Annotated in this window: 22 protein-coding genes and 2 pseudogenes; 15 read left to right on the top strand and 9 right to left on the bottom strand. The window is 72.6% G+C overall.

Annotated elements, in window-relative coordinates:
- Positions 1-2 precede the first annotated feature (2 nt).
- The 5 genes from ACZ6S4_RS05210 to ACZ6S4_RS05190 are packed head-to-tail and all read left to right on the top strand — an operon-like array spanning position 3 to position 5,053.
- A complete protein-coding gene (locus tag ACZ6S4_RS05210; RefSeq protein WP_465473671.1) occupies positions 3-611 on the top strand; it encodes an EboA domain-containing protein in 609 nt (202 codons plus the stop codon).
- The gene (locus ACZ6S4_RS05205) at positions 611-1,459 is read left to right on the top strand and encodes a TatD family hydrolase (protein WP_465473670.1); all 849 of its coding nucleotides are present in this window, start codon (positions 611-613) and stop codon (positions 1,457-1,459) included. Before ACZ6S4_RS05210 ends, ACZ6S4_RS05205 begins: the two co-directional genes overlap by 1 nt.
- Positions 1,459-2,610, top strand: a complete 1,152-nt coding sequence (eboE, locus tag ACZ6S4_RS05200) for a metabolite traffic protein EboE (protein WP_465473669.1) — start codon at positions 1,459-1,461, stop codon at positions 2,608-2,610. The genes ACZ6S4_RS05205 and eboE overlap by 1 nt, the downstream gene beginning before the upstream one ends.
- Positions 2,607-3,989 carry an alkaline phosphatase family protein gene (locus ACZ6S4_RS05195; RefSeq protein WP_465473668.1) on the top strand — a complete coding sequence of 461 codons (1,383 nt, stop codon included), beginning with the start codon at positions 2,607-2,609 and terminating at the stop codon, positions 3,987-3,989. The genes eboE and ACZ6S4_RS05195 overlap by 4 nt, the downstream gene beginning before the upstream one ends.
- Positions 3,986-5,053 carry a polyprenyl synthetase family protein gene (locus tag ACZ6S4_RS05190; protein ID WP_465473667.1) on the top strand — a complete coding sequence of 356 codons (1,068 nt, stop codon included), beginning with the start codon at positions 3,986-3,988 and terminating at the stop codon, positions 5,051-5,053. Before ACZ6S4_RS05195 ends, ACZ6S4_RS05190 begins: the two co-directional genes overlap by 4 nt.
- Before the next feature lie 4 nt (positions 5,054-5,057).
- Here the strand turns inward: ACZ6S4_RS05190 and ACZ6S4_RS05185 are convergent, their stop codons facing one another.
- Complete coding sequence (locus tag ACZ6S4_RS05185; protein ID WP_465473666.1) at positions 5,058-7,367, bottom strand: ABC transporter permease; 2,310 nt, start codon at positions 7,365-7,367, stop codon at positions 5,058-5,060.
- Positions 7,368-7,458: 91 nt separating this feature from the next.
- On the opposite strand from ACZ6S4_RS05185, the gene ACZ6S4_RS05180 reads away from it, so the two are divergent.
- Both ACZ6S4_RS05180 and ACZ6S4_RS05175 read left to right on the top strand, forming a co-directional pair.
- Positions 7,459-8,700 (top strand): sensor histidine kinase, encoded by a 1,242-nt coding sequence (locus ACZ6S4_RS05180; RefSeq protein WP_465473665.1) that lies wholly within the window; start codon positions 7,459-7,461, stop codon positions 8,698-8,700.
- Entirely contained in the window at positions 8,673-9,332 is a 660-nt protein-coding gene (locus ACZ6S4_RS05175) for a response regulator (RefSeq protein ID WP_465473664.1), read from the top strand. Before ACZ6S4_RS05180 ends, ACZ6S4_RS05175 begins: the two co-directional genes overlap by 28 nt.
- Before the next feature lie 117 nt (positions 9,333-9,449).
- Here ACZ6S4_RS05175 and ACZ6S4_RS05170 read toward each other — a convergent pair whose 3' ends face one another.
- Both ACZ6S4_RS05170 and ACZ6S4_RS05165 read right to left on the bottom strand, forming a co-directional pair.
- On the bottom strand, positions 9,450-9,617 hold the full coding sequence (locus tag ACZ6S4_RS05170) for a hypothetical protein (protein ID WP_465474152.1): 168 nt from the start codon (positions 9,615-9,617) through the stop codon (positions 9,450-9,452).
- A 94-nt stretch (positions 9,618-9,711) separates the two neighbouring features.
- A pseudogene (locus ACZ6S4_RS05165) lies at positions 9,712-9,909 on the bottom strand (SDR family NAD(P)-dependent oxidoreductase); the annotation flags it as partial.
- Positions 9,910-10,139: 230 nt separating this feature from the next.
- On the opposite strand from ACZ6S4_RS05165, the gene ACZ6S4_RS05160 reads away from it, so the two are divergent.
- The 3 genes and pseudogenes from ACZ6S4_RS05160 (at position 10,140) to ACZ6S4_RS05150 (ending at position 12,121) form a co-directional block, all read left to right on the top strand.
- Positions 10,140-10,574 carry a helix-turn-helix domain-containing protein gene (locus ACZ6S4_RS05160; protein ID WP_465473663.1) on the top strand — a complete coding sequence of 145 codons (435 nt, stop codon included), beginning with the start codon at positions 10,140-10,142 and terminating at the stop codon, positions 10,572-10,574.
- Between the two features lie 85 nt (positions 10,575-10,659).
- Positions 10,660-11,676: pseudogene (locus tag ACZ6S4_RS05155) on the top strand (Gfo/Idh/MocA family protein); the annotation flags it as partial.
- A 136-nt stretch (positions 11,677-11,812) separates the two neighbouring features.
- On the top strand, positions 11,813-12,121 hold the full coding sequence (locus ACZ6S4_RS05150; RefSeq protein WP_465473662.1) for a hypothetical protein: 309 nt from the start codon (positions 11,813-11,815) through the stop codon (positions 12,119-12,121).
- A gap of 18 nt (positions 12,122-12,139) precedes the next feature.
- Here ACZ6S4_RS05150 and ftsH read toward each other — a convergent pair whose 3' ends face one another.
- Positions 12,140-14,233 (bottom strand): ATP-dependent zinc metalloprotease FtsH, encoded by a 2,094-nt coding sequence (gene ftsH / locus ACZ6S4_RS05145; RefSeq protein ID WP_465473661.1) that lies wholly within the window; start codon positions 14,231-14,233, stop codon positions 12,140-12,142.
- A gap of 131 nt (positions 14,234-14,364) precedes the next feature.
- Between ftsH and ACZ6S4_RS05140 the strand changes: the two genes are divergently transcribed.
- The 4 genes from ACZ6S4_RS05140 to ACZ6S4_RS05125 all read left to right on the top strand — a co-directional run bounded on the left by ACZ6S4_RS05140 (position 14,365) and on the right by ACZ6S4_RS05125 (position 17,553).
- Positions 14,365-14,529, top strand: coding sequence for a hypothetical protein (locus ACZ6S4_RS05140; protein WP_465473660.1), 165 nt, complete (start codon positions 14,365-14,367; stop codon positions 14,527-14,529).
- Positions 14,526-15,740 carry an LCP family protein gene (locus ACZ6S4_RS05135; RefSeq protein ID WP_465473659.1) on the top strand — a complete coding sequence of 405 codons (1,215 nt, stop codon included), beginning with the start codon at positions 14,526-14,528 and terminating at the stop codon, positions 15,738-15,740. The genes ACZ6S4_RS05140 and ACZ6S4_RS05135 overlap by 4 nt, the downstream gene beginning before the upstream one ends.
- Before the next feature lie 174 nt (positions 15,741-15,914).
- The gene (locus tag ACZ6S4_RS05130) at positions 15,915-16,883 is read left to right on the top strand and encodes a hypothetical protein (protein WP_465473658.1); all 969 of its coding nucleotides are present in this window, start codon (positions 15,915-15,917) and stop codon (positions 16,881-16,883) included.
- A 7-nt stretch (positions 16,884-16,890) separates the two neighbouring features.
- On the top strand, positions 16,891-17,553 hold the full coding sequence (locus tag ACZ6S4_RS05125; protein ID WP_465473657.1) for a nitroreductase: 663 nt from the start codon (positions 16,891-16,893) through the stop codon (positions 17,551-17,553).
- 43 nt (positions 17,554-17,596) lie between these two features.
- On the opposite strand, the gene ACZ6S4_RS05120 is transcribed toward ACZ6S4_RS05125, so the two are convergent.
- The 4 genes from ACZ6S4_RS05120 to ACZ6S4_RS05105 are packed head-to-tail and all read right to left on the bottom strand — an operon-like array spanning position 17,597 to position 20,542.
- Positions 17,597-18,328: a VOC family protein gene (locus ACZ6S4_RS05120; RefSeq protein ID WP_465473656.1), complete on the bottom strand. Its 732-nt coding sequence runs from the start codon at positions 18,326-18,328 to the stop codon at positions 17,597-17,599.
- A 10-nt stretch (positions 18,329-18,338) separates the two neighbouring features.
- Positions 18,339-19,526, bottom strand: coding sequence for a phosphotransferase (locus ACZ6S4_RS05115; protein ID WP_465473655.1), 1,188 nt, complete (start codon positions 19,524-19,526; stop codon positions 18,339-18,341).
- 3 nt (positions 19,527-19,529) lie between these two features.
- On the bottom strand, positions 19,530-19,838 hold the full coding sequence (locus tag ACZ6S4_RS05110; RefSeq protein ID WP_465473654.1) for a hypothetical protein: 309 nt from the start codon (positions 19,836-19,838) through the stop codon (positions 19,530-19,532).
- Positions 19,835-20,542: a maleylpyruvate isomerase family mycothiol-dependent enzyme gene (locus tag ACZ6S4_RS05105; RefSeq protein WP_465473653.1), complete on the bottom strand. Its 708-nt coding sequence runs from the start codon at positions 20,540-20,542 to the stop codon at positions 19,835-19,837. Before ACZ6S4_RS05105 ends, ACZ6S4_RS05110 begins: the two co-directional genes overlap by 4 nt.
- 72 nt (positions 20,543-20,614) lie before the next feature.
- Between ACZ6S4_RS05105 and ACZ6S4_RS05100 the strand changes: the two genes are divergently transcribed.
- Complete coding sequence (locus ACZ6S4_RS05100; protein ID WP_465473652.1) at positions 20,615-21,103, top strand: MarR family winged helix-turn-helix transcriptional regulator; 489 nt, start codon at positions 20,615-20,617, stop codon at positions 21,101-21,103.
- A gap of 142 nt (positions 21,104-21,245) precedes the next feature.
- On the opposite strand, the gene ACZ6S4_RS05095 is transcribed toward ACZ6S4_RS05100, so the two are convergent.
- Positions 21,246-21,524, bottom strand: a complete 279-nt coding sequence (locus tag ACZ6S4_RS05095; RefSeq protein WP_465473651.1) for a hypothetical protein — start codon at positions 21,522-21,524, stop codon at positions 21,246-21,248.
- Positions 21,525-21,775 lie beyond the last annotated feature (251 nt).

Below are 21,775 nucleotides of genomic sequence, written 5' to 3'. Positions count from 1 at the left end.
CCATGACCCTTGACGACCTGCGCGCGGCGCTCACCGCCGTACCGGGAGAAGACTGGCTGGATGACGCGCTGGCCCGGGTGCGCGCCGACCCGGACGCCGCCGGGCCGCTCTTCGCCCGTGCCGAGCGCAAGCTCGGCCGGGAGCCGCTGGCCGACGGCAGCGCCTGGACGGCCGGGCGGGCCGGGCGCGCGCTCCTGCTGGCCGAACTGGCCGACCCGCAGCGGATCGTGACCCTGTACCAGCAGGGGGACGCCGCCGAACGGCTCGCCGTCCTGGCCGCCCTGCCGCTGCTGGAGGTCGGCGACGCCGGCGTGCCGTTGCTGCACGACGCGTTGCGCACCAACGACACCAGGCTCGTCGCCGCCGCGCTCGGCCCCTACGCCGCACACCTGGACGCCGCGACCTGGCGCCAGGGCGTGGTCAAGTGCGTCTTCATGGGCGTCCCGCTCAGCGCGGTGGACCGGCTCGACGACCGGGCCGACCAGGAACTGGCGGCCATGCTCGGGGCACTGGCCACCGAACGCGCCGCCGCCGGCCGCCGCATGCCGGACGACGCGCTCGCCCTGCTCAACCGGCTCACCGTCGCCAACACCTCGAGGAAGCAGGCGTGATGCGCATCTTCGACCCGCACATCCACATGACCTCGCGCACCACCGACGACTACCGGGCGATGGCCGCCAACGGCGTACAGGCCGTGGTCGAGCCGGCGTTCTGGCTCGGGCAGCCGCGCACCAACCCGGGCTCGTTCGCCGACTACTTCGACTCGCTGATCGGCTGGGAGCCGTACCGGGCGGCGCAGTTCGGCATCCGGCACCACGCCACGCTGGCCCTCAATCCCAAAGAGGCCAACGATCCGCGCTGCCGGGGCGTGCTCGACCTGCTGCCGCGCTACCTCGACAAGGACGGCGTGGTCGCGGTCGGCGAGATCGGCTACGACTCGATGACCCCGGCCGAGGACGAGGCCTTCGCCGCCCAGCTGGCCCTGGCGATCGAGTACGAGCTGCCCGCCCTCGTGCACACCCCGCACCGCGACAAGGCCGCCGGCACCAAGCGCACCCTGGACGTGGTCGCGGAGTCCGGCATCGAGCCCGGCCGGGTCGCTGTCGACCACCTCAACGAGGTCACCGTCGGCCTGGTCCGCGACTCCGGCTGCTGGATGGGCTTCTCCATCTACCCGGAGACCAAGATGTCGCCGCCGCGAATGGTGGAGATCATCAAGGCGTACGGCACCGAGCGGATCCTGGTGAACTCGGCGGCGGACTGGGGCCACTCCGACCCGCTGCTGACCGTGGAGACCGGCAAGGCGCTGCTGGCCGCGGGTTTCACCGCCGACGACGTGGACCGGGTGCTGTGGCGCAACCCGATCGAGTTCTACGGCCAGTCCGGGCGACTCGACCTGTCCGCGACCACGCCGGGGCCGTCCTTCGCCGGCAGCTCGATAGCCCGCGGAGGCAGCTGATGCGGCTGCGCCACCGCGACGGGCAGACCGTGCACCTGTCCTACTGCACCAACGTGCACGCCGCCGAGGACCTCGCCGGCATCCTGGAGCAGCTCGACACGTACGCGGTGCCGATCCGGGAACGGCTCGGCACCGACGTGCTCGGACTCGGCCTGTGGCTGGCCGCGCCGGTCGCGGCCGGGCTCGCCTCCGACGTCGCCGACCGGCAACGGCTGCGCCGGGAGCTCGACGTGCGCGGGCTGGAGGTGGTCACCCTCAACGGGTTCCCGTACCAGGCGTTCCAGGCGCCGGTCGTGAAGCACGCCGTCTACCAGCCCGACTGGAGCACCGCGCAGCGGCTCGCGTACACCCTGGATCTGGCCCGGGTCCTCGCCGACCTGCTGCCCGCCGGCGCCGCCCGCGGTTCGATCTCCACTCTGCCGCTGGCCTGGCGCGACCCCTGGACCGTGGGCCGGGCCGCCGACTGCCGGCACAACCTGGACGAACTCGCCCGCTCGCTGGCCCTGCTGGACCGGCAGATCCGGGTCGCCTTCGAACCCGAGCCGGGCTGCGTCATCGAGAACACCGTGCAGGCGGCGGAGCTGCTCGCCGGTGTCGACACCACCCGGCTCGGTGTCTGCCTCGACCTCGCGCACCTGGCCTGCTCCTGGGAGGAGCCCGCCGACGCGCTGCGCCACCTCGCCGACGCCGGCCTGCCGATCGTCAAGGTGCAGGTCTCGGCCGCGCTGGCCAGTGCCGACCCGCGTGCCGACGCCGCCGTGCTGGGCGAGTACGTCGAACCGCGGTTCCTGCACCAGACCAGGGGTCCGGAGGGACTGTCCACAGACGACCTCGACGAGGCGCTCGCGCTGCCCGGCGGCGGTGACCAGCCCTGGCGGGTGCACTACCACGTGCCGTTGCACGCGCCGCCCGTACCGCCGTTGCAGAGCACGGTCGGCGTGCTCGTCGACTCGCTGCGGCTGCTGGTGGGCGGGCCCGAGGCGCTGTGCGACCACTTCGACGTGGAGACGTACACCTGGCACGTGCTGCCGCCGGCCTCGCGCCCGCACGGCCCGGCCGAGCTCGCCGCCGGGATCGCGTCCGAGCTGTTCTTCGCCCGGGCCCAGCTCACCGCGCTGGGTCTCACCACCGATCAAGGAGTGACGTCGTGAAGCCCGTGGTCGTCCTGGACGTCGTCGGCCTGACGCCGCGGCTGCTCGAGCACATGCCGCGCCTGGCCCGGCTGGCCCGCACCGGATTCCAGGCCCCGCTCGGCACCGTGCTGCCGGCGGTGACCTGCTCGGTGCAGTCCACCTTCCTCACCGGCACGCTGCCCGCCGAGCACGGCATCGTCGGCAACGGCTGGTACTTCCGCGACCTCGGCGAGGTGCTGCTCTGGCGGCAGCACAACGCGCTGGTGCAGGGGGAGAAGCTGTGGGACGCGGCCCGGGCGCGCCGGCCCGGCTTCACCGTGGCCAACGTCTGCTGGTGGTACGCGATGGGCGCCGACGTGGACTGGACCGTCACGCCCCGGCCGATCTACCACGCCGACGGGCGCAAGGACCCGGACTGCTACACGTACCCGCCGGAGCTGCACGACGAGCTCACCGCCGAGCTCGGCACGTTCCCGCTGTTCAGCTACTGGGGGGCCAACGCCGGGCTGCCCTCGTCGGCCTGGATCTGCCGGGCCGCCGAGCAGATCATGGACCGCCACCAGCCCGACCTGACCCTGGTCTACGTGCCGCACCTGGACTACGACCTGCAACGCCACGGCCCGTCCTCGCCGCGGGCCGCCGCGGCCGCCGCCGAGCTCGACGTCACCCTGGGCCCGCTGCTGGACGCCGCCGCGGCCCGGGACGCCACCGTCGTGGTCCTCTCCGAGTACGGCATCACCGACGTCTCCCGCCCCGTCGACATCAACCGGCTGCTGCGCGCCGAGGGCCTGCTGGAGGTGTACACCCAGGCCGGCATGGAATACCTCGACCCGTGGCGATCGCGGGCGTTCGCCGTCGCCGACCACCAGATCGCCCACGTCTACGTCCGCGACCCCGCCGACATCCCGGCCGTGGCCAAACTCTGCGCCGCGCTGCCCGGGGTCGCCGAGGTCCTCGACGCCGGCGGCCAGGCCGAACACGGGCTCGACCACGCCCGCTCCGGCGAGCTGGTGCTGGTCGCCGAGCCGGACGCCTGGTTCACGTACTACTACTGGCTGGAGGACGCGGCCGCCCCGGACTTCGCCCGGCTGGTCGAGATCCACCGCAAGCCCGGTTACGACCCGGCCGAGCTGTTCTTCGACCCGGCCGGGCCCGGTGCCGCCAAGGGCCGGGCCGCGGTGGCTCTGCTGCGCAAGAAGGCCGGCATGCGGTACATGATGAGCGTCGTGGGCCTCGACGCCGGCGCCCGCGCGGTCCGCGGCTCGCACGGCCGGTTGCCCACCGACCCGCGGGACGCGCCGGTGCTGATCTGCTCCGACGCCTCCGCCGCCCGGGAGTCGATCCAGGCCACCGAGGTGAAGGAGCTGCTGCTCACCCTGGCCGGCCTGCCGTCATGAGCGTCGGCACCGATCCGGGCACCGACGCCGAGCTGGCCCGCCGGTGCGAGGCCGCGCTGGTCGCGTACCTGGACCGGCAGCGGCCGCACTGGCCGGACGGCACCCCGGCGGGTGTGCTCGACGCGGTCCGCCGGTTCGTCCTCTCCGGTGGCAAACGGCTGCGGCCGATGTTCTGCTACTGGGGCTGGCGCGGCGCCGGGCAGCCGGACACCCCGCAGATCGTCATCGCGGCGGCCGCCCTGGAGCTGTTCCACGCGTTCGCGCTGATCCACGACGACATCATGGACGGCAGCACCCTGCGCCGCGGGCAGCCGACCGTGCACCGGCACTTCGCCGAGGTGCACACCCGGCACTCCTGGCGTGGCGAGGCCACCCGCTACGGCCACAGCGCGGCCCTGCTCTGCGGCGACCTCTGCGCGGCCTGGGCCGACCAGTTGCTGCACGAGTCCGGGTTGCCGATCGACTGGATCCACCGCGGCTACCGGCTCTTCACGGTGATGCGCACCGAGGTCATCGCCGGGCAGTACCTGGACCTGGTCTCCGGCGTGGGCGACGGCTCGGTGGCGGGCGCCCTGACCGTCATCCGGATGAAGGCGGCCCGCTACACGGTGACCCGCCCGCTGCAGATCGGCGCGGCGCTGGCCGGTGGCGACCCGGCGCTGCAGGACGCGCTGCAGGCGTTCGGGGACCCGCTGGGCGACGCCTTCCAGCTGCGCGACGACGTGCTGGGTGTCTTCGGCGACCCGGCCGTCACCGGCAAACCGGTCATCGACGACCTGCGCGAGGGCAAGCCCACCGTCATGGTGGCGATGGCCCGGGACCGCGCCGACCGGGCCCAGGCGGCCCGGATCCGCCGGCTCTTCGGCGACCCGGAGCTGGACGAGGCCGGCGCCGCCGAGCTGCGGTCGATCATCACCGCGACCGGCGCCCGGGAACGCACCGAGGACCTGATCGCGCAGCGCGCCGCCCAGGCGACGGCCGCGCTCGCCGACGCGCCGCTGACCGGCGAGGCCCGCGAGGCCCTTGCCGGGCTGGCCGCCTCCGTGGTGGTCCGCAGACACTGAGCCGTCACCCCGCGCGCCGGACCGCCGTGGCGAGGGCCGCCGTCATCGCGATGACAGCGCAGGCCCCCGCGGCGCCGGCCAGCTGCTGGCACGGCACGACCACCGGCGACCACACCGAGAGCCGGCCCAGCGCGGCCCAGATGCCCGCCAGGTTCAGCAGCGTGACGGCCGCGCCGAGCACCGCACCGACCCCGACCACCAGCAGGGCTTCGACCGTGACCAGCCGCAGCAGCTGACCGCGGGTCGCCCCGGCCAGGCGCAGTGCGGCGAACTCCGGCACCCGGCCCGTGGTCGCCATGACGAGCGTGTTGGCCAGAGCGATGGCCGTGTAGAGCAACGCGATGCCGAGCACCACGAGAAAGCCCACCCGGGTCTGCCGTCCGGTGCGCGGCGCCTGCTCCGCGAGCCACTGCTCCCGGGTCAGGCCGAGCCCGGCCACGAGCGACCGCTCGGCAACCGTCATCTCCAGGCGATCCGGTGCCACGCCCGGGGCGTTGGCCCGGGTCAGGTACGCGCCGTCGCTGCCCGTACCGGCCGCGAGGACCGCCGCGATGCGCAATGTCCGCGGCGTCCCGTCGCCCAGCCACACGTCGATCCGGCTGCCCACCGTGTGCTGCGCCCACTCGTCGGTCACCACGATGCTGGAGTCGTCCAGCTCGGCCAGGCTGCCCGCGACCACCGGCAGACGCCGGACCGCGGCCAGCGCGCCCGCGTCCACGGCCGACGCCGGGAAGCCGACCAGCGCCACGCCCTCCTCCAGGACGTAGACCGCCGTCTGCGCGCTGGTCATGACGGTGGCACCCGGTACGGCCCGGGCCCTCGCCACCGTGGCGGCGTCCGGATGCTCGACGATCACGTCGGCCCGGGTCCGCTCGCGCAGCTCGGTGGCCTTCGCGGTGGTGATGGTGGCCGTGGCGCCCAGCAGCGAGCCGGTCAACGCCACCGTGATCAGCACCGGCGCCGCGATCGCCGCGGTGCGCCGGATCCCCGCGGCGGCGTTCTCGCGGGCCAGCAGGCCGGTCACGGCGGGCAGCCGAACGGCGCGGACCAGCGGCCGGACCACGAGCGGCGCCAGCAGGGCCACGGCGGTGATCAGCAGCATCGGCTGGGTGGTGTAGGTCTTGCGGTGAAGGGCCTCGCCGGGCTCCACCACCACGCGCCAGACCAGCAGCCCCAGCCCGGTCGCCAGCACGAGCCCACCCACGATCCGGCGTCCCGGCGGCATGCTGCCGGTGTCCACCGCGGCCTCCCGCAGCGTCTCCAGCGGCCCGACCCGCCCGGCCCGTACGGCGGCGGTCACCGCCCCGGCCAGCGCCACCAGCAGCCCGGTCCAGAAGGCGACGTGGAACGGCCAGCGGTGCGCGCCGATGACGAACCACGGTGGCGCGAGCCGCTCGTCGACCAGCAACCGGGCCAGCAGGGGCGCACCCTGGGCGCCCATCCCACAGCCCGCGGCCGACGCCAGCACACCGACCACCGCCGCCTCCGCGAGCACCATCCGGCGCACCTGACCCGGCGTCGCCCCGGCGCTCCGCAGCAGGCCGAGCTCCCGGCGGCGCTGGGCGACCGCGAAGGCGAACGTGGACGCCACCACGAACACCGACACGAACGTGGTGATCCCGCCGGCCGTGCCGAGCAGGGCGTTCACCGTCATCAGGGCCTCGGCGTCGCGATCGGGGCCGGGATCGGCCCGGCGCCGCTCGTCGCCGGTCAGCACCTGGATCCCCGGTGCGGCCCCGATCAGCGTCCGGACCGAGCCGGGGTCGGCGTCCACGACGAGGTTGTCGATCCGCGGGGACAAGCGCGCGGCCTCCGCGTCGGTGAAGAACACCGCCCGCTCGTACCCCGCGGGCTCGACCGTCCCCACCACCCGGCGGTCCTGCATCTCCGAGCCGAGCGAGGCCGGATCGCCGCTCACCACGACCTCGCCCGGCGCGGCGGGTGCGCGGCCCGCCGTGAGCCGGTAGCCGCCGAACCGGGCCACCGCCCACGGATGACCGGTGAAACCGTCGCGCACCGCGAACGACCGGTCGGCGACAGCCGGTACGGCCGCCGCCAGCCGCGCCGCGACCCCGGCCGTGACGCCCCGGTAGTTCGCGAGCGGCCGGTGCTTGTCACCGACCCGCAACTCGTCCGGTCCGCGTACCACGACCGGGGCGCCGGCCAGCCGTTCCGGCCGCTGCGCGGGAGCCTCCAAGGTGGACGCCAGGGCGAGGCCCATGGTGGCCAGCAGAGCCACGCCGAGCGTCAGGGCGACGAAGCTGCCGGTCAGCGTCGCCCAGCGCGTACGCAGGCTCGCCAGTGTCACGATCATCGCTTCACCCTGCCGACGCCGGCGCCGCCGCACAGTCTCCCGGAGAGGAGTCTTCCCGGTAGCGCTGGCACTACGGTCTACGGTGTGCCGCGTGAACGTGTGGCAGGCATTGGGCAGCCGCCGTTTCCTGCTGTCCGCGTGGCCGTGGCGCGCCGCGGCCTATCTGCTCGGCGGCGCCCTGACCGGCGCTCTGGTACTGCTGGCCGGGCTGCTGTTGCTGACCGCCGGTGCGCTGGTCATGCTGGGCCCCGCCGCCTTCACCCTGTCCGGCCTGCCCGTCGCGCGGGCCGAACGCCGGGTGCGGCGGCTCCTCGACGACCGGCCGTTGCCGGACGCCCACCGGACCCCGCCCCGGCCGGGCCCGCGGTCCTGGCTGCACACCCGCTACACCGAGCCGGTGACCTGGCGCGAACTCGGCCACGCGCTGCTGCTCGCGCTGCTCTGGCCGGTCGACGTGCTCGCGGTGGTGCTCACCGTCGCGGTGCCGCTGGCGCTGCTCGCCACCCCGATCCTGCTGGGCGTGGACGGCGACCAGGTCAACGTGCTCAAGGCCTGGCCGGTGAGCTCGTGGCCGCTCGCGGTGGCCGTCGCCGCCGTCGCCGTGCCGGTGTTCGCGCCGGCCGCGTACGGGATGACGGTTTACGCCGGGGCCCGCGCCGCGCTGGCCCGGACCCTGCTCACCGGCCCGGACGCGCTGATCACCGAGCTGACCCGCTCACGCGTCCGGCTGGTCGACGCCTTCGAGGCCGAACGCGCGCGCATCGAACGGGACCTGCACGACGGCGCCCAGCAGCGGCTGGTCGCGCTGACCATGATGCTCGGACTGGCCCGCCTCGACGCACCCGCCGGTCCGCTCACCACCCAGCTGACCCGGGCCCAGGACGAGGCCGAGCTGGCCCTGACCGAGCTGCGCGAGCTGATCCGCGGCATCCACCCGCCGCTGCTGACCGACTTCGGCCTGCCCGCCGCGGTGGCCGAGCTCGCCGACCGCTCGGTGCTCCCGGTCGTCGTCGGCCTGGACCTGCCGGAACGCTTCCCGGCCCCGATCGAGTCGACCGCCTGGTTCGTCGTCTGCGAGGCGATGGCCAACCTGACCCGGCACAGCGGGGCCGCGCAGGCGGAGATCACCGGCGGCTACGCGGACGGCACGCTGACCGTCCGGGTACGCGACGACGGCCGCGGCGGCGCCGACCCGGACGGTGGCACCGGGCTGCTCCGGCTGGGTGACCGGGTGTCCGTGGTCGATGGGAGACTGACCCTGTCCAGCCCGCCCGGCGGCCCGACCGTCCTGACCGTGGAGCTCCCGTGCCGGCCACTGCCACCCTGCGCGTAGTCCTCGCGGAGGACAGTGTCCTGCTCCGCGAGGGACTCGCCGGGCTGCTGGCCCGCTTCGGTCACGAGGTCGTGGCCGCGATAGACGACGCCGCCGCGCTACGGGAAGCAGTGGAGACCGGCCGTCCCGACATCGTGGTGACCGACGTGCGGATGCCGCCCGGCTTCACCGACGAGGGACTGCGCGCCGCGGTCGAGCTGCGCCGCCGCCACCCGGCCCTGCCGATCCTGGTGCTGAGCCAGTACGTGGAGACCACGTACGCCACCCACCTGCTCGACTCCGGCGACGGCACCGGCGTGGGCTACCTCCTCAAGGACCGGATCGGCCGGGTCGAGGAGTTCGTCGAGGCGCTGCACCGGGTCGCGGACGGCGGCACGGTCGTCGACCCGGAGGTCGTGCGGCAGCTGCTGCGCCGCCGCCGGGACCCGCTGGGCGCGCTCACACCCCGCGAGCGGGAGGTGCTCGCGCTCATCGCCGAGGGCCGCTCCAACGCGGCGATCGCTGCGCGGCTGGTGGTCACCGAAGCGGCCGTGGCCAAGCACATCCGGGCCATCCTGCAGAAACTCGACCTGCCCCAGGACGAGCAGGACCACCGCCGCGTCCTGGCCGTCCTCGCCTACCTGCGCGCCTGACCGCCAGGTCTCAGGTGGTCAGCTGGCGACGGACGTCGGCGGAATCGTGCCACGGTGGTAGAAGTCGCGCAGTTCACCTTCGGTCATTGGAGTTCTCCTTCGAGGTGACGAGCGCTGTCAGTAGAGGTAGCGGCCCTGGCGGCCGTGGTATTCGCCGGTGGGACCGTCCGGCCCGATCAGGGCCAGGGCGACGGTGGCGTCCGTACCCTCGGTGACGGTGTGGTGTCCGTTGTGGCTGTTGAGGTCCGTGGCGGTGGATCCGGGGTCGGAGGCGTTGATCCGCATGCCGGGCAGGTTCCGGGTCGAGCAGGGCGCGCGGGAAGCCCAGCCCCGAGGCGACGTTGACGATGACCGGGCTGGCGGATCGCTTCAGCAGCGGCAGAGCGGCCTGGGTCACCCGTACGACACCGAAGACGTTGGTCTCGAACGCCACCCGCATCGCCTCGACGTCCAAGTCGTCGAGGCCCCACGACGGACCGACGACGGCCGCGTTGTTGATCAGCACATCGAGTTCCGGCAGCGACGCGATCGCCTTGTCGACGCTGTCCTGATCGGTGACGTCGAGCTGGACCGGGATCGCGCCGTACTCCCGGGCGGCGCCGGCTCTGGTCAGACGCGCATCCCGGCGTACACGGTGTGGCCGGCGGCGATCAGGCGGCGGGTGGTCTCCAGTCCGAGGCCCTTGTTCGCCCCGTTCACCAAGGTTGTCGTCATGCCTCGATGCTGCAACGCCGTCCGGCCGGTGGGCAGGCGTCGTTGGACGGTAGGACCGGCAATACCACCGGCGCATTCGCAGTCGGTGGGATCATGGCGCTGCTCGCCGGGATCAGCGTCGACTACATCGTCCGGCTGGAGCAGGGCCGCGCACGCAACCCCTCGCCGCAGCTGCTGTCCGCGCTTCCCCGGGCCCTGCGGCTCAGCGACGCGGAACGGGAGCACCTGTTCCGGGTCGCCGGGGCGGCCCTCCCGCCGAAGGGAAGCGTGCCCCGCCTGGTCACGCCGACCGCCCAGCGGATGGTCGACCGCTTCCGCAACGCGCCGGTCGCGGCGGCGATGCACACCGCGAGCTACGAGCTGGTGCTGTGGAACCCGCTCTGGGCCGTGCTGTTCGGGGATCCGTCGAGCCAGCCCCGGCTCGAGCGCAACGTCGCCTGGATGTACTTCGCTCGCTCGATCCCGGTGACGCACACCCCGACTGCGACAACTTCACCGGCGGCCCCGGCGACCAGACGATCGTGCTGATGACGGCCGCACCCGGCTCGGAGGACGAGCAGAAACTGGATCTGCTGCGCGTCGTCGGGCTCCAGAAACTGCAGGATCGGCCGATATGACACCGATCGGCGTCGGCATCGTCGGGCTCAGCGCCGGCGGTGGCTGGGCGGCCGGGGCCCACCTGCCCGCGCTGGCCGCCGTCGACGGCATCGAGCTCCGCGCGCTGGCGACGAGCTCCGAAGCCTCGGCCCGCGCCGCCGCGGCGGCCTATCACGTACCCGCGTACGCGTCGGTCGAGCAGCTCGCCGCCGACGAGAACGTCGACCTCGTCGTCGTCGCCGTCAAAGTGCCTCACCACCGTGCCCTCGTGCTGCCGGCGCTGGCGGCGGGAACGCCGGTGCTCTGCGAATGGCCGCTCGCCGTCGATCTGCGCGAGGCCGAGGAGATGGCGCGCGCCGCCGGAGAGACGCGGACGTTCGCCGGCCTCCAGGGGCGCTCGTCGCCCACCTTTCGCTGGCTGACCGATCTCCTTTCCCAGGGGTACCTGGGTGAAGTCCTATCCGCCACGGTCGTGGCCTCCTCCACCGAGTGGGGAACACCGGTGTCCCCGCGGCAGGTGTACACGCTCGACCGCACGCTCGGATCGACGATGCTGACCATCGCGTTCGGGCACGCGATCGACCTGGTGTCGATGATGATCGGGGAGCTGCGGGAGGTGGTCGCCACGACCGCGACCCGCCGGCCACGGGTGCCACTGGGCGACACCGGCGAGGTCGTTCCCATGACCGCCGAGGATCAGATCGCGATCTCCGGCACCGTGACGGGCGGGGCCCTCCTGTCCGTCCACCACCGCGGAGGCGCGGTCTCAGATGCCGGCTACTCCCTGACCGTCGACGGCACCGAAGGACGGCTCCAGGTCGCCGCGGGCGAGTTCCCGCACCTCGGTCCCGTCGCGGTACGAGGTGCCCGGGGCCGGAATCCCCTGACCGAGCTGACCCTGCCCAGCGGCTACGACCTCTATCCCGGCCTCGCGGGCACCGTGAGCCACTCGCTGGCGCACGCCTACGCCACGATCCGGGACGACCTGCTCAACGGCACCACGGTTGCTCCCGACTTCCACCACGCCGTCGAACGTCACCGGCTCCTGGACGCGATCGTGCGCTCCGCCGCGTCGGGACAACGGGTGACTCTTCCCACGAGGGCGGCGCTGTCCCGGAGCGCAGCAGCTGGCTCGCCCCGGACGGCGGCTGGGGCCTGGGGTGCCGCCGGTGCTGCTGGCCCAGCTCATGACCGCGGAACCCGGTCCGGTGCTCGGCCCCTACCTGCGGCGCAGCTTCGGCGCGTACACCTCCGCGGACATCCCGCTCCGCGGCGCCGACGTGACGGTCACCGCGCCCACCACGCTGGACTCTCTTCGCCGGGGATCTGCTGTTCCCATCGGCGGCACCCCGATGATCTGGTCGGGGCCGGTCGGGAACCGGGTCGCGGCCTGCGACCGGATGATGGCCCTGGACCCCCTGATCGCGGGCCGTGGCGGTCGCTCTTTGGCCCGATGGACCGCGGGCCGCGGCCAGTGATCGTTCTTTCTCGCTTGATCAGTCGCGGGTCGCGGCCACCGGTTGGCCGTCCTGGGTTGTTGCCGGCGCGTCCCCGGGTGGCAGGCCGGGCGCCGGCGGCGTGCCCGGGATCTCGCCGCGGGCCACCGCGCCCGGCGCCTGCTCGCGGTCGATTCCGGCCGCGGCGTAGGCGTCCGCCTCGTCCAGTGTCTCCGCCTCCAGCAGCCGGTGCGCCAGCGCGCTCAACTGCTCGCGGTGCCCCCGCAGCAGGCCCAGCGCCTCGTCGTAGCACTCGTCCACGATCTTGCGGACCTCGGCGTCGACCAGCTCCTTGGTGGCCGGCGCGACGCCGTCGAGGCCCAGCGGCGACTCGCTGCCCGGCGGCGGCAGCACCGTCACCGGGCCGATCGCCTCGGACATGCCCCAGCGCCCCACCATCTGCCGGGCGGTGCTGCTGACCTGGTCGAGGTCGCTCTCGGCGCCGGTGGTCATGTCGCCGTACACGACCTCCTCGGCCGCCCGCCCGCCGAGCGCGCCGATGATCCGGCCCCGCAGGTACTTCGCCGAGTAGCCGTACCGGTCGGCCGAAGGGCTCTGGAAGGTCACGCCCAGGGCCTGCCCGCGCGGGATGATCGAGATCTTGCGGACCGGGTCGGCGCCCGGCGTGAGCATGCCGAGCAGCGCGTGGCCGGACTCGTGGAACGCCGTGCGTTCCTTCTCCTCCGGGGTCAGCATGATGCCGCGGACCGTGCCGAGCACGATCTTCTCCAGCGCGTCGCTGAAGTCGGCCACGGCCACCTGCTCGTGCTTGCGCCGGGCGGCCAGCAGTGCGGCCTCGTTCACCAGGTTCTTCAGGTCGGCGCCGACCATGCCCGGCGTCGCCGAGGCGATCGCGCCCAGCTCCACCTCGGGCGCGACCGGCACGCCGCGGGTGTGCACCTCGAGGATCTTGCGCCGGCCGTTGAGGTCGGGCGGGCTGACCGTGACCCGGCGGTCGAACCTGCCGGGGCGCAGCAGGGCCTGGTCGAGGATCTCCGGCCGGTTGGTGGCCGCGAGCACCACGACGCCCTCGCTGCCGGTGAAGCCGTCCATCTCGGTGAGGGTCTGCTCGCGTTCGTCGTTGCCGCCGAGCGACTGCGCGCCGCCGCGGGCCCGGCCGATCGCGTCCAGCTCGTCGATGAAGATGATGGCCGGGGAGACCTTCTTGGCCTGCTCGAACAGGTCCCGCACGCGGCTGGCGCCGACCCCGACGATCATCTCGATGAACTCGGAGGCGGAGATCGAGAAGAACGGCACCTTGGCCTCGCCGGCCACCGCCCGGGCCAGCAGCGTCTTGCCCGTGCCGGGCGGGCCGGACAGCAGCACGCCGTGCGGGATCTGCGCGCCGAGCCTGCGGTACTTCTCCGGCTCGCGCAGGAAGTCGACGATCTCGGTGACCTCCTGCTCCACCTCCTCGATGCCGGCCACGTCGGCGAACGTCGTACGCGGGCCGCCCTCGGGTTGATAGAGCTTGGCCCGCGACTTGCCGAACCCGCCGATGCCGCCGCCGGCCCCGGCGGCGGCCCGGCGCAGGAACCAGATGAACAGCCCGACCAGCAGCAGGGTCGGCCCGAAACCGAGCAGCACCTGCTGCCAGATCGGCCGCGGCGCGTCCGGCGGGTTGGCATTCACCGGTACGCCGTTCGCCTGCAACTTGGCGAACAGGTTGTCCTCGGCGAACGACGGCCGCTGCGTGGTGAACCGGTCGACCTGCTCGGCCTTGCCACCGACCGGCGTGTACGACGTCTTCGTGGTGAACGTGCCCTCGATGGTGTCCGCCGTCGAGGTGATGTCCGCGACGTTCTTCGCGTCGACCTGAGTCAGGAAGAACGTGTACGACACCGCGGTGCGCGGCTCGGGCGCCAGCAGGGTCGAGGAGATGATCCAGTTGAGCGCGAGCAGCACCAGCAGCATCCAGCCGAAGCGCTGCCAGGCCGGACGCGGCGTCTTGGCACCGTTGCTGCCCGGCGGCGCACCCTCGACCCGCCACGGCGGCGGGGCGGGCGGACGGTCGTCGCCGGCGCGGCCGGAGCCGCCGGCACGGGACAGCGGCCCGCTGGGACGACCGCTCTGCTCAGGGCCGGGGGTGCTCATGGTGGCGACGCTACTCGCGGCGGGTGCCCGGTTGCCTGCGACGTGATGAGGGCGACGCTCTTCGATTGTTCACCCAGAATTTCGCAACGTTCTCATGTTCCGTACCCGTCGTCTCCATCGAGGGGGCAACCATGATCGAACGAGAACGGCGCACCGCGTTCGCACGCCGTGACGCGGTGCGGGGACACGCGGCCGGAACGCCGCGCGCCACCGCCGACGCCCGGGCCCGACGGCACGCGGCGACCGCGGCACGACTGCGGCCGGAGCGTGTCCTGAACCGGGAGCAGGTGCTGTGAGCAAGCGTGCGAGCCGTGGAGCGCAGACGACAGGGGAGCAGGGCGACCGTGCCCCCGCGCCGGCGAAGAAGGGCCGTACGAGGCGTTCGCCGCGCTGGGCGCTGTGGTGTGTGGTGGTCGGCGCGCTGCTGATGGCGGGCAGCGGGGCGGCGGTCGCGGGCACCCGGGTGCTGCTGGGCACGGCCACCGAGACGGTCACCCAGCAGAACCTGCTGGGCGAGACCCGGGTGGAGACCAAGCGGGTCAGCGTCAAGGGCGCGAAGACGATCCTGCTGGTGGGCCTGGACACCCGGCCCGGCCAGGATCCGAGCAAGCCGACCCGGTCGGACTCGATCATCCTGTTGCACATCCCGGCCGACCACAAACAGGCGTACCTGGTGTCGCTGCCACGCGACAGCTACGTACGGATCCCGGAATTCGACAACGGCGCACAGCGGTACGCCGGCGGCCGCAACAAGATCAACGCAGCGTTCGCGTACGGCAGCCGCGGCCTGACCGGCCAGAAGGCCCTCACCGGCGGCTTCACCCTGCTGGCCAAAACGGTGAAGAGCCTCACCGGCATCACCCCCGACGCCGGCGCGATCATCGACTTCCAGGGCTTCCGCCAGGTGGTCGACGTCCTCGGCAAGGTCTGCATGTACGTGGACACCACCACAACATCGATCCACTACGGCCACGACAACAAGACAGGAAAACTGACGGCGCCGTACCGGATCAACCCGGACGGCACCCTGCGGGCCAAGATCCCCGGCGTGACCCCGAACATCTACCGCAAGGGCAACCGCTGCTTCACCCCGTCAGAGGCGCTGGACTTCGTCCGCCAGCGCGACCTGCTGGAGGACGACAGCTACGACTACGGCCGCCAGCGCCACCAGCAGCAGTTCCTGAAGGCGCTGATCAAGAACATCATGGACAGCGGGCTGGACTCCCCGACAAAGCTGCCGGGCCTGCTGAAAGCGGTCGGCAGGACCATGACGGTCGACGACGGCGGCATCCCTTTGCAGGACTGGGTGTTCGCCCTGCGGGGGATCCGCCCGGAAGACCTGATCACCATCAAAACCAACAACGGCAAATTCAACAGCGAGAACATCCCGGGCGTGGGCAGCGCGGAGATCCTCAGCGACACGAGCATGGATCTGCTGAAGTCGGTGAAGACCGACTCTGTCGACGAGTTCGTCATCGCCAATCCCAGCTGGGTGACCCGTAGCTGAGCAGCGTCAACGCGGACGGCGGCCGGCCCGGCCCTACGGCCGGACGTCGGCGCGGCTCGGGCAGAGACCAAGCCGTTTCCACGCGCTCAAGGCGCCCAAATCTGAGTAGTGGCTGAGAACCCCTCAGCGTCGCCTAAGCCGGGCCGCAGAGACTGCGACCATGGGGTCGGAGTCATGATGGTCAATGGACGGGTCCGGCTCGTCGCGGGAACCTGGCTGATTGCCTACGTCGTGGTCCACGTCTGGTGGGCGGTCCGTGGCGGGCCGTATTTCCTGCAGGGTCGCGAGTCGTACTACCCGGGCGGATGGGTCCCCGTCGTTCTGGGCGTCCTCGCGGCGGTCGGGTGCCTCGTCGCCGCTGCTGCCGATCGCCGCGAGGTGAAGGACAGCAGCCGCTACGTGCTCGCCGCGTTCAACGCCGCGGCAGGCGCTGCCATGTGTGTGTATTCGTTTCTGTTCCCGGTGATCGTCGTGGTGCTGCTGTTCGAGGGCGCCCGGCCGGGCGCAGTCGCCAGTCTGCTGGCGACCGGCAGCGGCGTCGCCGGGGGAGTCCTCTGCCTGATCATCGCGGCCGGCGAGCGGCGGCTGGCCGCCCGTCCCTGCGAGTCCTGCGGCCGGGTCCACGGCAGGTCGCCGGAGAGCCGGGCGGAGCAGGCACCCGGCTGGGCCTTCATCGGCGCCTACCTGGCCGTGACCGGGTACGTGGCCCGGATGAGCGTGTGGCTCAACGACACGATCGCCGACCGGTGGCCGGCTCCGGGGAGCCGGGCGAACGGCCCGTCGTTGACCGCGCTGGTGGTCTTCCTGGTCCTGATGAGCCTGGCCGGCACGTTGCTGCCGCTGGCCCTGGTGCACCGCTGGGGCCGGATCTGGCCGGCCTGGACGGGCCCGCTGCGTGGTCGGGCGGTGCCGCGCTGGCTGGTGCTCGGCACCGGCTTGTTCATGGGGGCGAGCCTGACCGCGTACTTCGGCATCGCCGGGATGATCGCCTGGATCCGCGGTGACTTCGGCGGCCCCTTCCTGCCGTTGCTGCTGGAGATGGGCGGTTACACACTCTGGGGTGCCGGGTTGCTGGTGGCCGCCGCGTCCTACTTCGCGCTGACCCGGCCTCCGTGCCCGCGGCCGGCGACTGTGCGAGGCTGATGGACCGATGGACGTCTACAGCGCGGTACGGACGAGGCGGTCGATCCGCCGATTCACCGACCAGCCCGTCCCCCGCGAGGTTCTCGAGCGAGTGCTCGCCGCGGCCGTCGCTGCCCCGTCCGGCAGCAACGTGCAGCCATGGCATGTCTATGTCCTGGTCGGCAACTCGCTGGCCCGGCTGAAGAGGACCGTTGCCGGTCGGGTCGCCGCCGGCGACTCCGGCGACGAGCGGGAGTTCGCGCACTACCCGCCCGAGCTGCGCCCGCCCTACCCCGGACGCATGGCGGCGCTGGGGGAGACCCTGTACGGCTCGCGCGGGATCGCCCGCGGCGACGGCGCCGGACGAGCCCGGATCCGGGCCGAGAACTGGAACTGCTTCGGCGCCGGCACCGCACTGTTCTGCTACCTGGACCGGGACATGCCGGCGCCGCGCTGGGCCGATGTGGGCATCTACCTCCAGACGGTGATGTTGCTGGTCCGGGCCGAAGGGCTGGACAGTTGCACCCAGGAGGTGTGGGCGGAGTACCACCGCAGCGTCGCGGAGGTGACCGCCCCACCGCCCGAGCGGATGCTGCTCTGCGGCATGTCGATCGGCTTCGCCGATCCGGCGTTCACGCCTCCGCGTGTCCGCCGCGCACCCTTGTCGGAGACCGTGACATTCGTGGACTGACGTCTCCCCGCGGGCTGGTGTCCCGGTGAAAGGACAGCTCACGTCAGGCCGGGGCGAGCAGACAGAACTCGTTGCCCTCCGGATCGGCGAGAACCGTCCACGGGACCTCGTCCGGGCTCAGGTCGACTGCGGTGGCGCCGAGGGCCCGCAGCCTGGCTGCCTCCGCAGCCGGGTCGTCGCCCGGGTACGGGCGCACATCGAGGTGAACGCGGTTCCACCCGGTCTTCGTATCAGGTGTACGCAGGAACAGCAGATAGGGACCGACGCCCTTGGCGGAGCGCAGCACCGCGTTGTCGTCGGTCACCTTGTGCACGGTCCAGTCCATGGCCTCGCCCCAGAAGCGGGCCATGGCGCGCGGGTCCGCGCAGTCCACCACGACCGAGGCGATCGGCCCGGTGTCCTCGTACAGCGAGTCCAGCACGCAGAATTCGTTGCCTTCCGGGTCGGTCATGACCGTCCACGGGACGTCACCCTGGCCGATGTCGGCGGGTGTCGCGCCGAGGCCGGTCAGCCGCGCGACGAGTTCCGCCCGGTGAGCCGCTGAGGTGGTGGCGAGGTCGAGGTGGACGCGGTTCTTCACCGTCTTGGGCTCCGGGGAGGTGACGAGGTCGACGCAGACGGCGACCGGATCGGGGTAGACGAACCCTCCGGGCTCGAGGTTGGTCACGCCGGGACCCTCGCTGGACAGCTCCCAGCCGAGCGCCCCGGCCCAGAAGCCGCCGAGCGCGGAGTCGTCCCAGGCCTTCATGGTGATCTGCACGAGCCGCGTCGCCATGCCGACGATGCTAGCGGCCGTGCCGCACGACGGACTTGTCCTCGGTGGCGTCGAGGAGGTCGAGGACGGCCCGGGCCATGGCGGCCCGGTTGGCGAAGAGGTCGCGCATCTCCCGCCCGGCCCCGGCGTTCCGGTGCTCGTACGGGATCGACGGGATGGCGTGAAAGAGCGTCGTGGCGATCGCGTGCGCCCGGCGTACCTGATGGACCGGGACCATGCACCCCTCGTCCCGCAGGCCCTGCACATAGGCCGGCAGGCACGCCTCCTCGAGGTCCGGGAACGTCCGGGCCGGACGCTGTCCGAGCTGGATCTCGCCCAGCAGGAGCTGCCCCAGGTCGAACCCGACGGGCGCGGTGCCCCAGAACCCGAAGTCGATCAGGACGATGTCGTCGCCGAGGGAGGTGTGCAGCAGGTTGTCGGTGCAGGCGTCGCCGTGCGCGGTCATCACGGGAAGGGACTCCAGCTCGTCGACCAGCTCGGGCAGGGCGGCCGCGGCGCGGAGGATCCTCCGGCGCAGATCCGGATCGAACGTCGCGGCAACGTTCGGCTGCTGCCACAGGTCCTCCCCGAGGAGGTCCGGTACGACGTTGACGCCCAGCCAGTGCTCGGCGAACCGCCGCACGGTCCGGCCCACCGGGACCTGCGCGGCCAGCGGAGCCACGGACGCGCTGGCGGCGAGCCGTCCCAGCAGGTAGGCCGCGTGCCGATGGTGCCCGGCGCCCCACTGGAGAGTGCGCGCCGGGACGCGGTCGAGCCAGATGGCCGCGGACTCGTCGTCCAGGTCGGTCACCAGACGGGCGTGGGGAAGGCTGATCCCGTGGGGCAGGCGCCGGCCGAGGTCGCCCCGGTAGACGTCCGGCTCGGTCCGCCAGGGCAACAGTGGCGCCAGCTGCGCGCGCAGCGGCGCGGGCACCTGCTCGGACAGCGGTGACCGGGTCCAGGCCTGAACGAGCTTGACGAAGAAGGCGTAGTCCCGGGTCCGGCCGGTGTCGTCGGCTGCGACGCCGCTGACCAGATAACGAGCCGCCGTGGTCAAGGCCGGCCGGGAGTACGGGTGGGCCTCCAGCCGGACGGTCAGGAGGTGCATCCGCCGGCCGGACTGCGCCGCCACCATCGCCTCGAGCTCTGACACCGGTCGCGGGCCCAGGCCGAGGCCGGTGAGCGTGGCGGGATCGACATCGCTGGTGATCCTCGGCATGGCTCACGTCGCAATGCCGCCGGCGGGCACGACCAGCCCGCGAACTGTGAACTCCTCGACGTGGGGCGGCACGAACGGCGCGTCCGGTGCCTGCGCGGCGAGGATCGGCCCGACGAGCTCTCGATCGGCGCGCTCGCTGGCCGCCCGTTCGGTCCACACCTCCAGCACCTGGAAGCCACCCTCGGTGGCCCGGCACAGGTGCACGATCAGCCCGTCGACGTCCCCGCCGGTGCGGCGCAGCAGCTCGGCATGGGTGGCGTCGTAGATCTCGGCCGGGGCCGGTACGTCGACGACGTGCGCGTAGTAGGTCATGACCGCTCCTTCGGAGACGAGGCACCGGCGTCCGTGGTGGTCGAGGGACGAGCTGACCGGTCCGGCCCCGCGTCGCGCGCGAACGTCCCGGCCAGCTTCGCCGCCCCCGGCCCGCTCAGCTCGGCCAACGCGGCCGGCCGGCCCGACACCAGCAGCAGAAGCGCCGAGACCGGTCCGTTCACCCGCAGGCCGCCGCCGGCGCGCCACGGCGCGTCGGTCGCCACCAGTTCGAAGCCCCGCAGCCGGCGCCGGGCCCAGAACGGGAAGGGCTGCGCCCAGATCCGGGTCGCGGCGATCGCGGCCGGTGCTGCCGGCATCGGGTACGGCCGTCCGAGCGGCCGGGCGATGTCCTGGGCGTGGCACAGAATGTCGATCATCGGCTCGACCTCGGTGATGAACGGGGCGGTGCGGCGGGATCCGACCATGGCCCGCAACCGCCGCGGAAACTCGTGCACGGGTAGCCGCGCCTGCCTGACGGCGGTGTCGCGGACCATCCGGTTGAAGCTGCCACCGGAGCGGACCAGCGAACCGGTCGCCGAGAGCAGCCCGGTGTGGGCCAGCGTCAGGTGCGCGGCGACGTCACGTACGGTCCAGGCCCGGCACAGCGACGGCGTACGCCAATCGGACTCGCTGAGGTCCTCCAGCAGATCGGCCAGGCGGCTGCGTTCGTCGTCGATCACCCGCCAGACGGCATCCGCGTCCATGGGCACCTCCAACTAGTTCGACAATGGTACCATCCTGATTCGATGTTCGAACTATTGTCAAGGGGTTCACGCATGCCGGGTCCACCGGACGGACAGGTCTCCGACACCGATACGACCGCCTCGGCCGACGACGGCGCGCTCAACATCGGGCTGCTGTGCTTCATCGTCCAGCGCGCCATGGAGGACCGGGTGCTCGCCGACCTCGCCGCGGCCGGCTTCGACGACATCACGGTCGCCCAAGCGCGCGTGCTCGCCCGGGTCGGCGCCAAGGGCACCCGGGTCACCGACCTGGCCGAGCGGGCGCGCGTCACCAAGCAGACCGTGACCTTCACGGTCGACCAGCTCGAGCGGGCCGGCTACGTACGCCGCATCCCGGACGCCACCGACGCCCGCGCCCGCCTGGTCGTCTTCGCCGACCGCGGCCTGCAAGCACAACAGGTGGCCCGTCGCACCGAACGAAAAGTCCAGCAGGAATGGACCGACCACCTGGGCCGGCGAACCACGATCCGGCTCCACGAGATCCTCACCAAACTCCGCGAGATAACCGACCCGTATCAATAGCCACCCACCCGAAAGGAGGCGGGGGAATGGCCGGCAGGGTGGCGCAACACTGCGGTCGGCGTTCAGGGTCCTGCGTAGGAGTTCGGCGTCGACCCCCGGCCTGCCCGCCTATGCCTCGCTGGCAGGAGATCGCTGACTACGGTCAAGGCTTCGTACAGGCCTTGTCGACCTTCTGACCCGCCGCGTCGAACGACGGACTCATCGCCGCCTGGACCGGGTCGGCGGCAGCGGCCGCCTTCGACGCCTCGGCCGATAGTCCATCCAGCGCGTCGCCCAGCTCGCCGTCGCCGGAAGCGGCGAGATCGCTCAGCGCGGCGGCCAGGCCCGTCATCACCCTCTTGCCTTCCGCCGGCGGCACCTTCCCGCCGGGAGCGACCACCCGTTTGAGCTCCTCATTCAACGCCGCCTTGGCCGCAGCCACTTTCTCGCACAGCGCCGCAGTCCCTCCCGTCGCAGCGGCCGAAGCCGACGCCGCAGGCCCGTCGACGGGAGCGGAGCTGGGCGCCACGGACGACGTGGACGCTGCGGGCGCAGCCGTGCCGGCCTGAGGGGGCTCATCCGAGGAGCACCCACTGAGGAGCGCAACGGCAACGGCACCAATGGCCCAGGAGATCGTCAGTCGGTTCACAGTGCCCGACCCTACTGATGTTTGTCGATATCTGCTGGTGTCCG

This window comes from Actinoplanes sp. NPDC051405 (assembly GCF_055586185.1).
This window is presented reverse-complemented; position numbering and strand designations above follow the sequence as displayed.

Coding starts and splice junctions, on each gene's coding strand:
- ACZ6S4_RS05210 (WP_465473671.1), top strand. CDS start 3: ATGACCCTTGACGACCTGCGCGCGGCGCTCACCGCCGTACCGGGAGAA.
- ACZ6S4_RS05205 (WP_465473670.1), top strand. CDS start 611: ATGCGCATCTTCGACCCGCACATCCACATGACCTCGCGCACCACCGAC.
- eboE (WP_465473669.1), top strand. CDS start 1,459: ATGCGGCTGCGCCACCGCGACGGGCAGACCGTGCACCTGTCCTACTGC.
- ACZ6S4_RS05190 (WP_465473667.1), top strand. CDS start 3,986: ATGAGCGTCGGCACCGATCCGGGCACCGACGCCGAGCTGGCCCGCCGG.
- ACZ6S4_RS05185 (WP_465473666.1), bottom strand. CDS start 7,367: ATGATCGTGACACTGGCGAGCCTGCGTACGCGCTGGGCGACGCTGACC.
- ACZ6S4_RS05170 (WP_465474152.1), bottom strand. CDS start 9,617: ATGCGGATCAACGCCTCCGACCCCGGATCCACCGCCACGGACCTCAAC.
- ACZ6S4_RS05160 (WP_465473663.1), top strand. CDS start 10,140: ATGGCGCTGCTCGCCGGGATCAGCGTCGACTACATCGTCCGGCTGGAG.
- ftsH (WP_465473661.1), bottom strand. CDS start 14,233: ATGAGCACCCCCGGCCCTGAGCAGAGCGGTCGTCCCAGCGGGCCGCTG.
- ACZ6S4_RS05140 (WP_465473660.1), top strand. CDS start 14,365: ATGATCGAACGAGAACGGCGCACCGCGTTCGCACGCCGTGACGCGGTG.
- ACZ6S4_RS05130 (WP_465473658.1), top strand. CDS start 15,915: ATGATGGTCAATGGACGGGTCCGGCTCGTCGCGGGAACCTGGCTGATT.
- ACZ6S4_RS05125 (WP_465473657.1), top strand. CDS start 16,891: ATGGACGTCTACAGCGCGGTACGGACGAGGCGGTCGATCCGCCGATTC.
- ACZ6S4_RS05120 (WP_465473656.1), bottom strand. CDS start 18,328: ATGGCGACGCGGCTCGTGCAGATCACCATGAAGGCCTGGGACGACTCC.
- ACZ6S4_RS05115 (WP_465473655.1), bottom strand. CDS start 19,526: ATGCCGAGGATCACCAGCGATGTCGATCCCGCCACGCTCACCGGCCTC.
- ACZ6S4_RS05110 (WP_465473654.1), bottom strand. CDS start 19,838: ATGACCTACTACGCGCACGTCGTCGACGTACCGGCCCCGGCCGAGATC.
- ACZ6S4_RS05105 (WP_465473653.1), bottom strand. CDS start 20,542: ATGGACGCGGATGCCGTCTGGCGGGTGATCGACGACGAACGCAGCCGC.
- ACZ6S4_RS05100 (WP_465473652.1), top strand. CDS start 20,615: ATGCCGGGTCCACCGGACGGACAGGTCTCCGACACCGATACGACCGCC.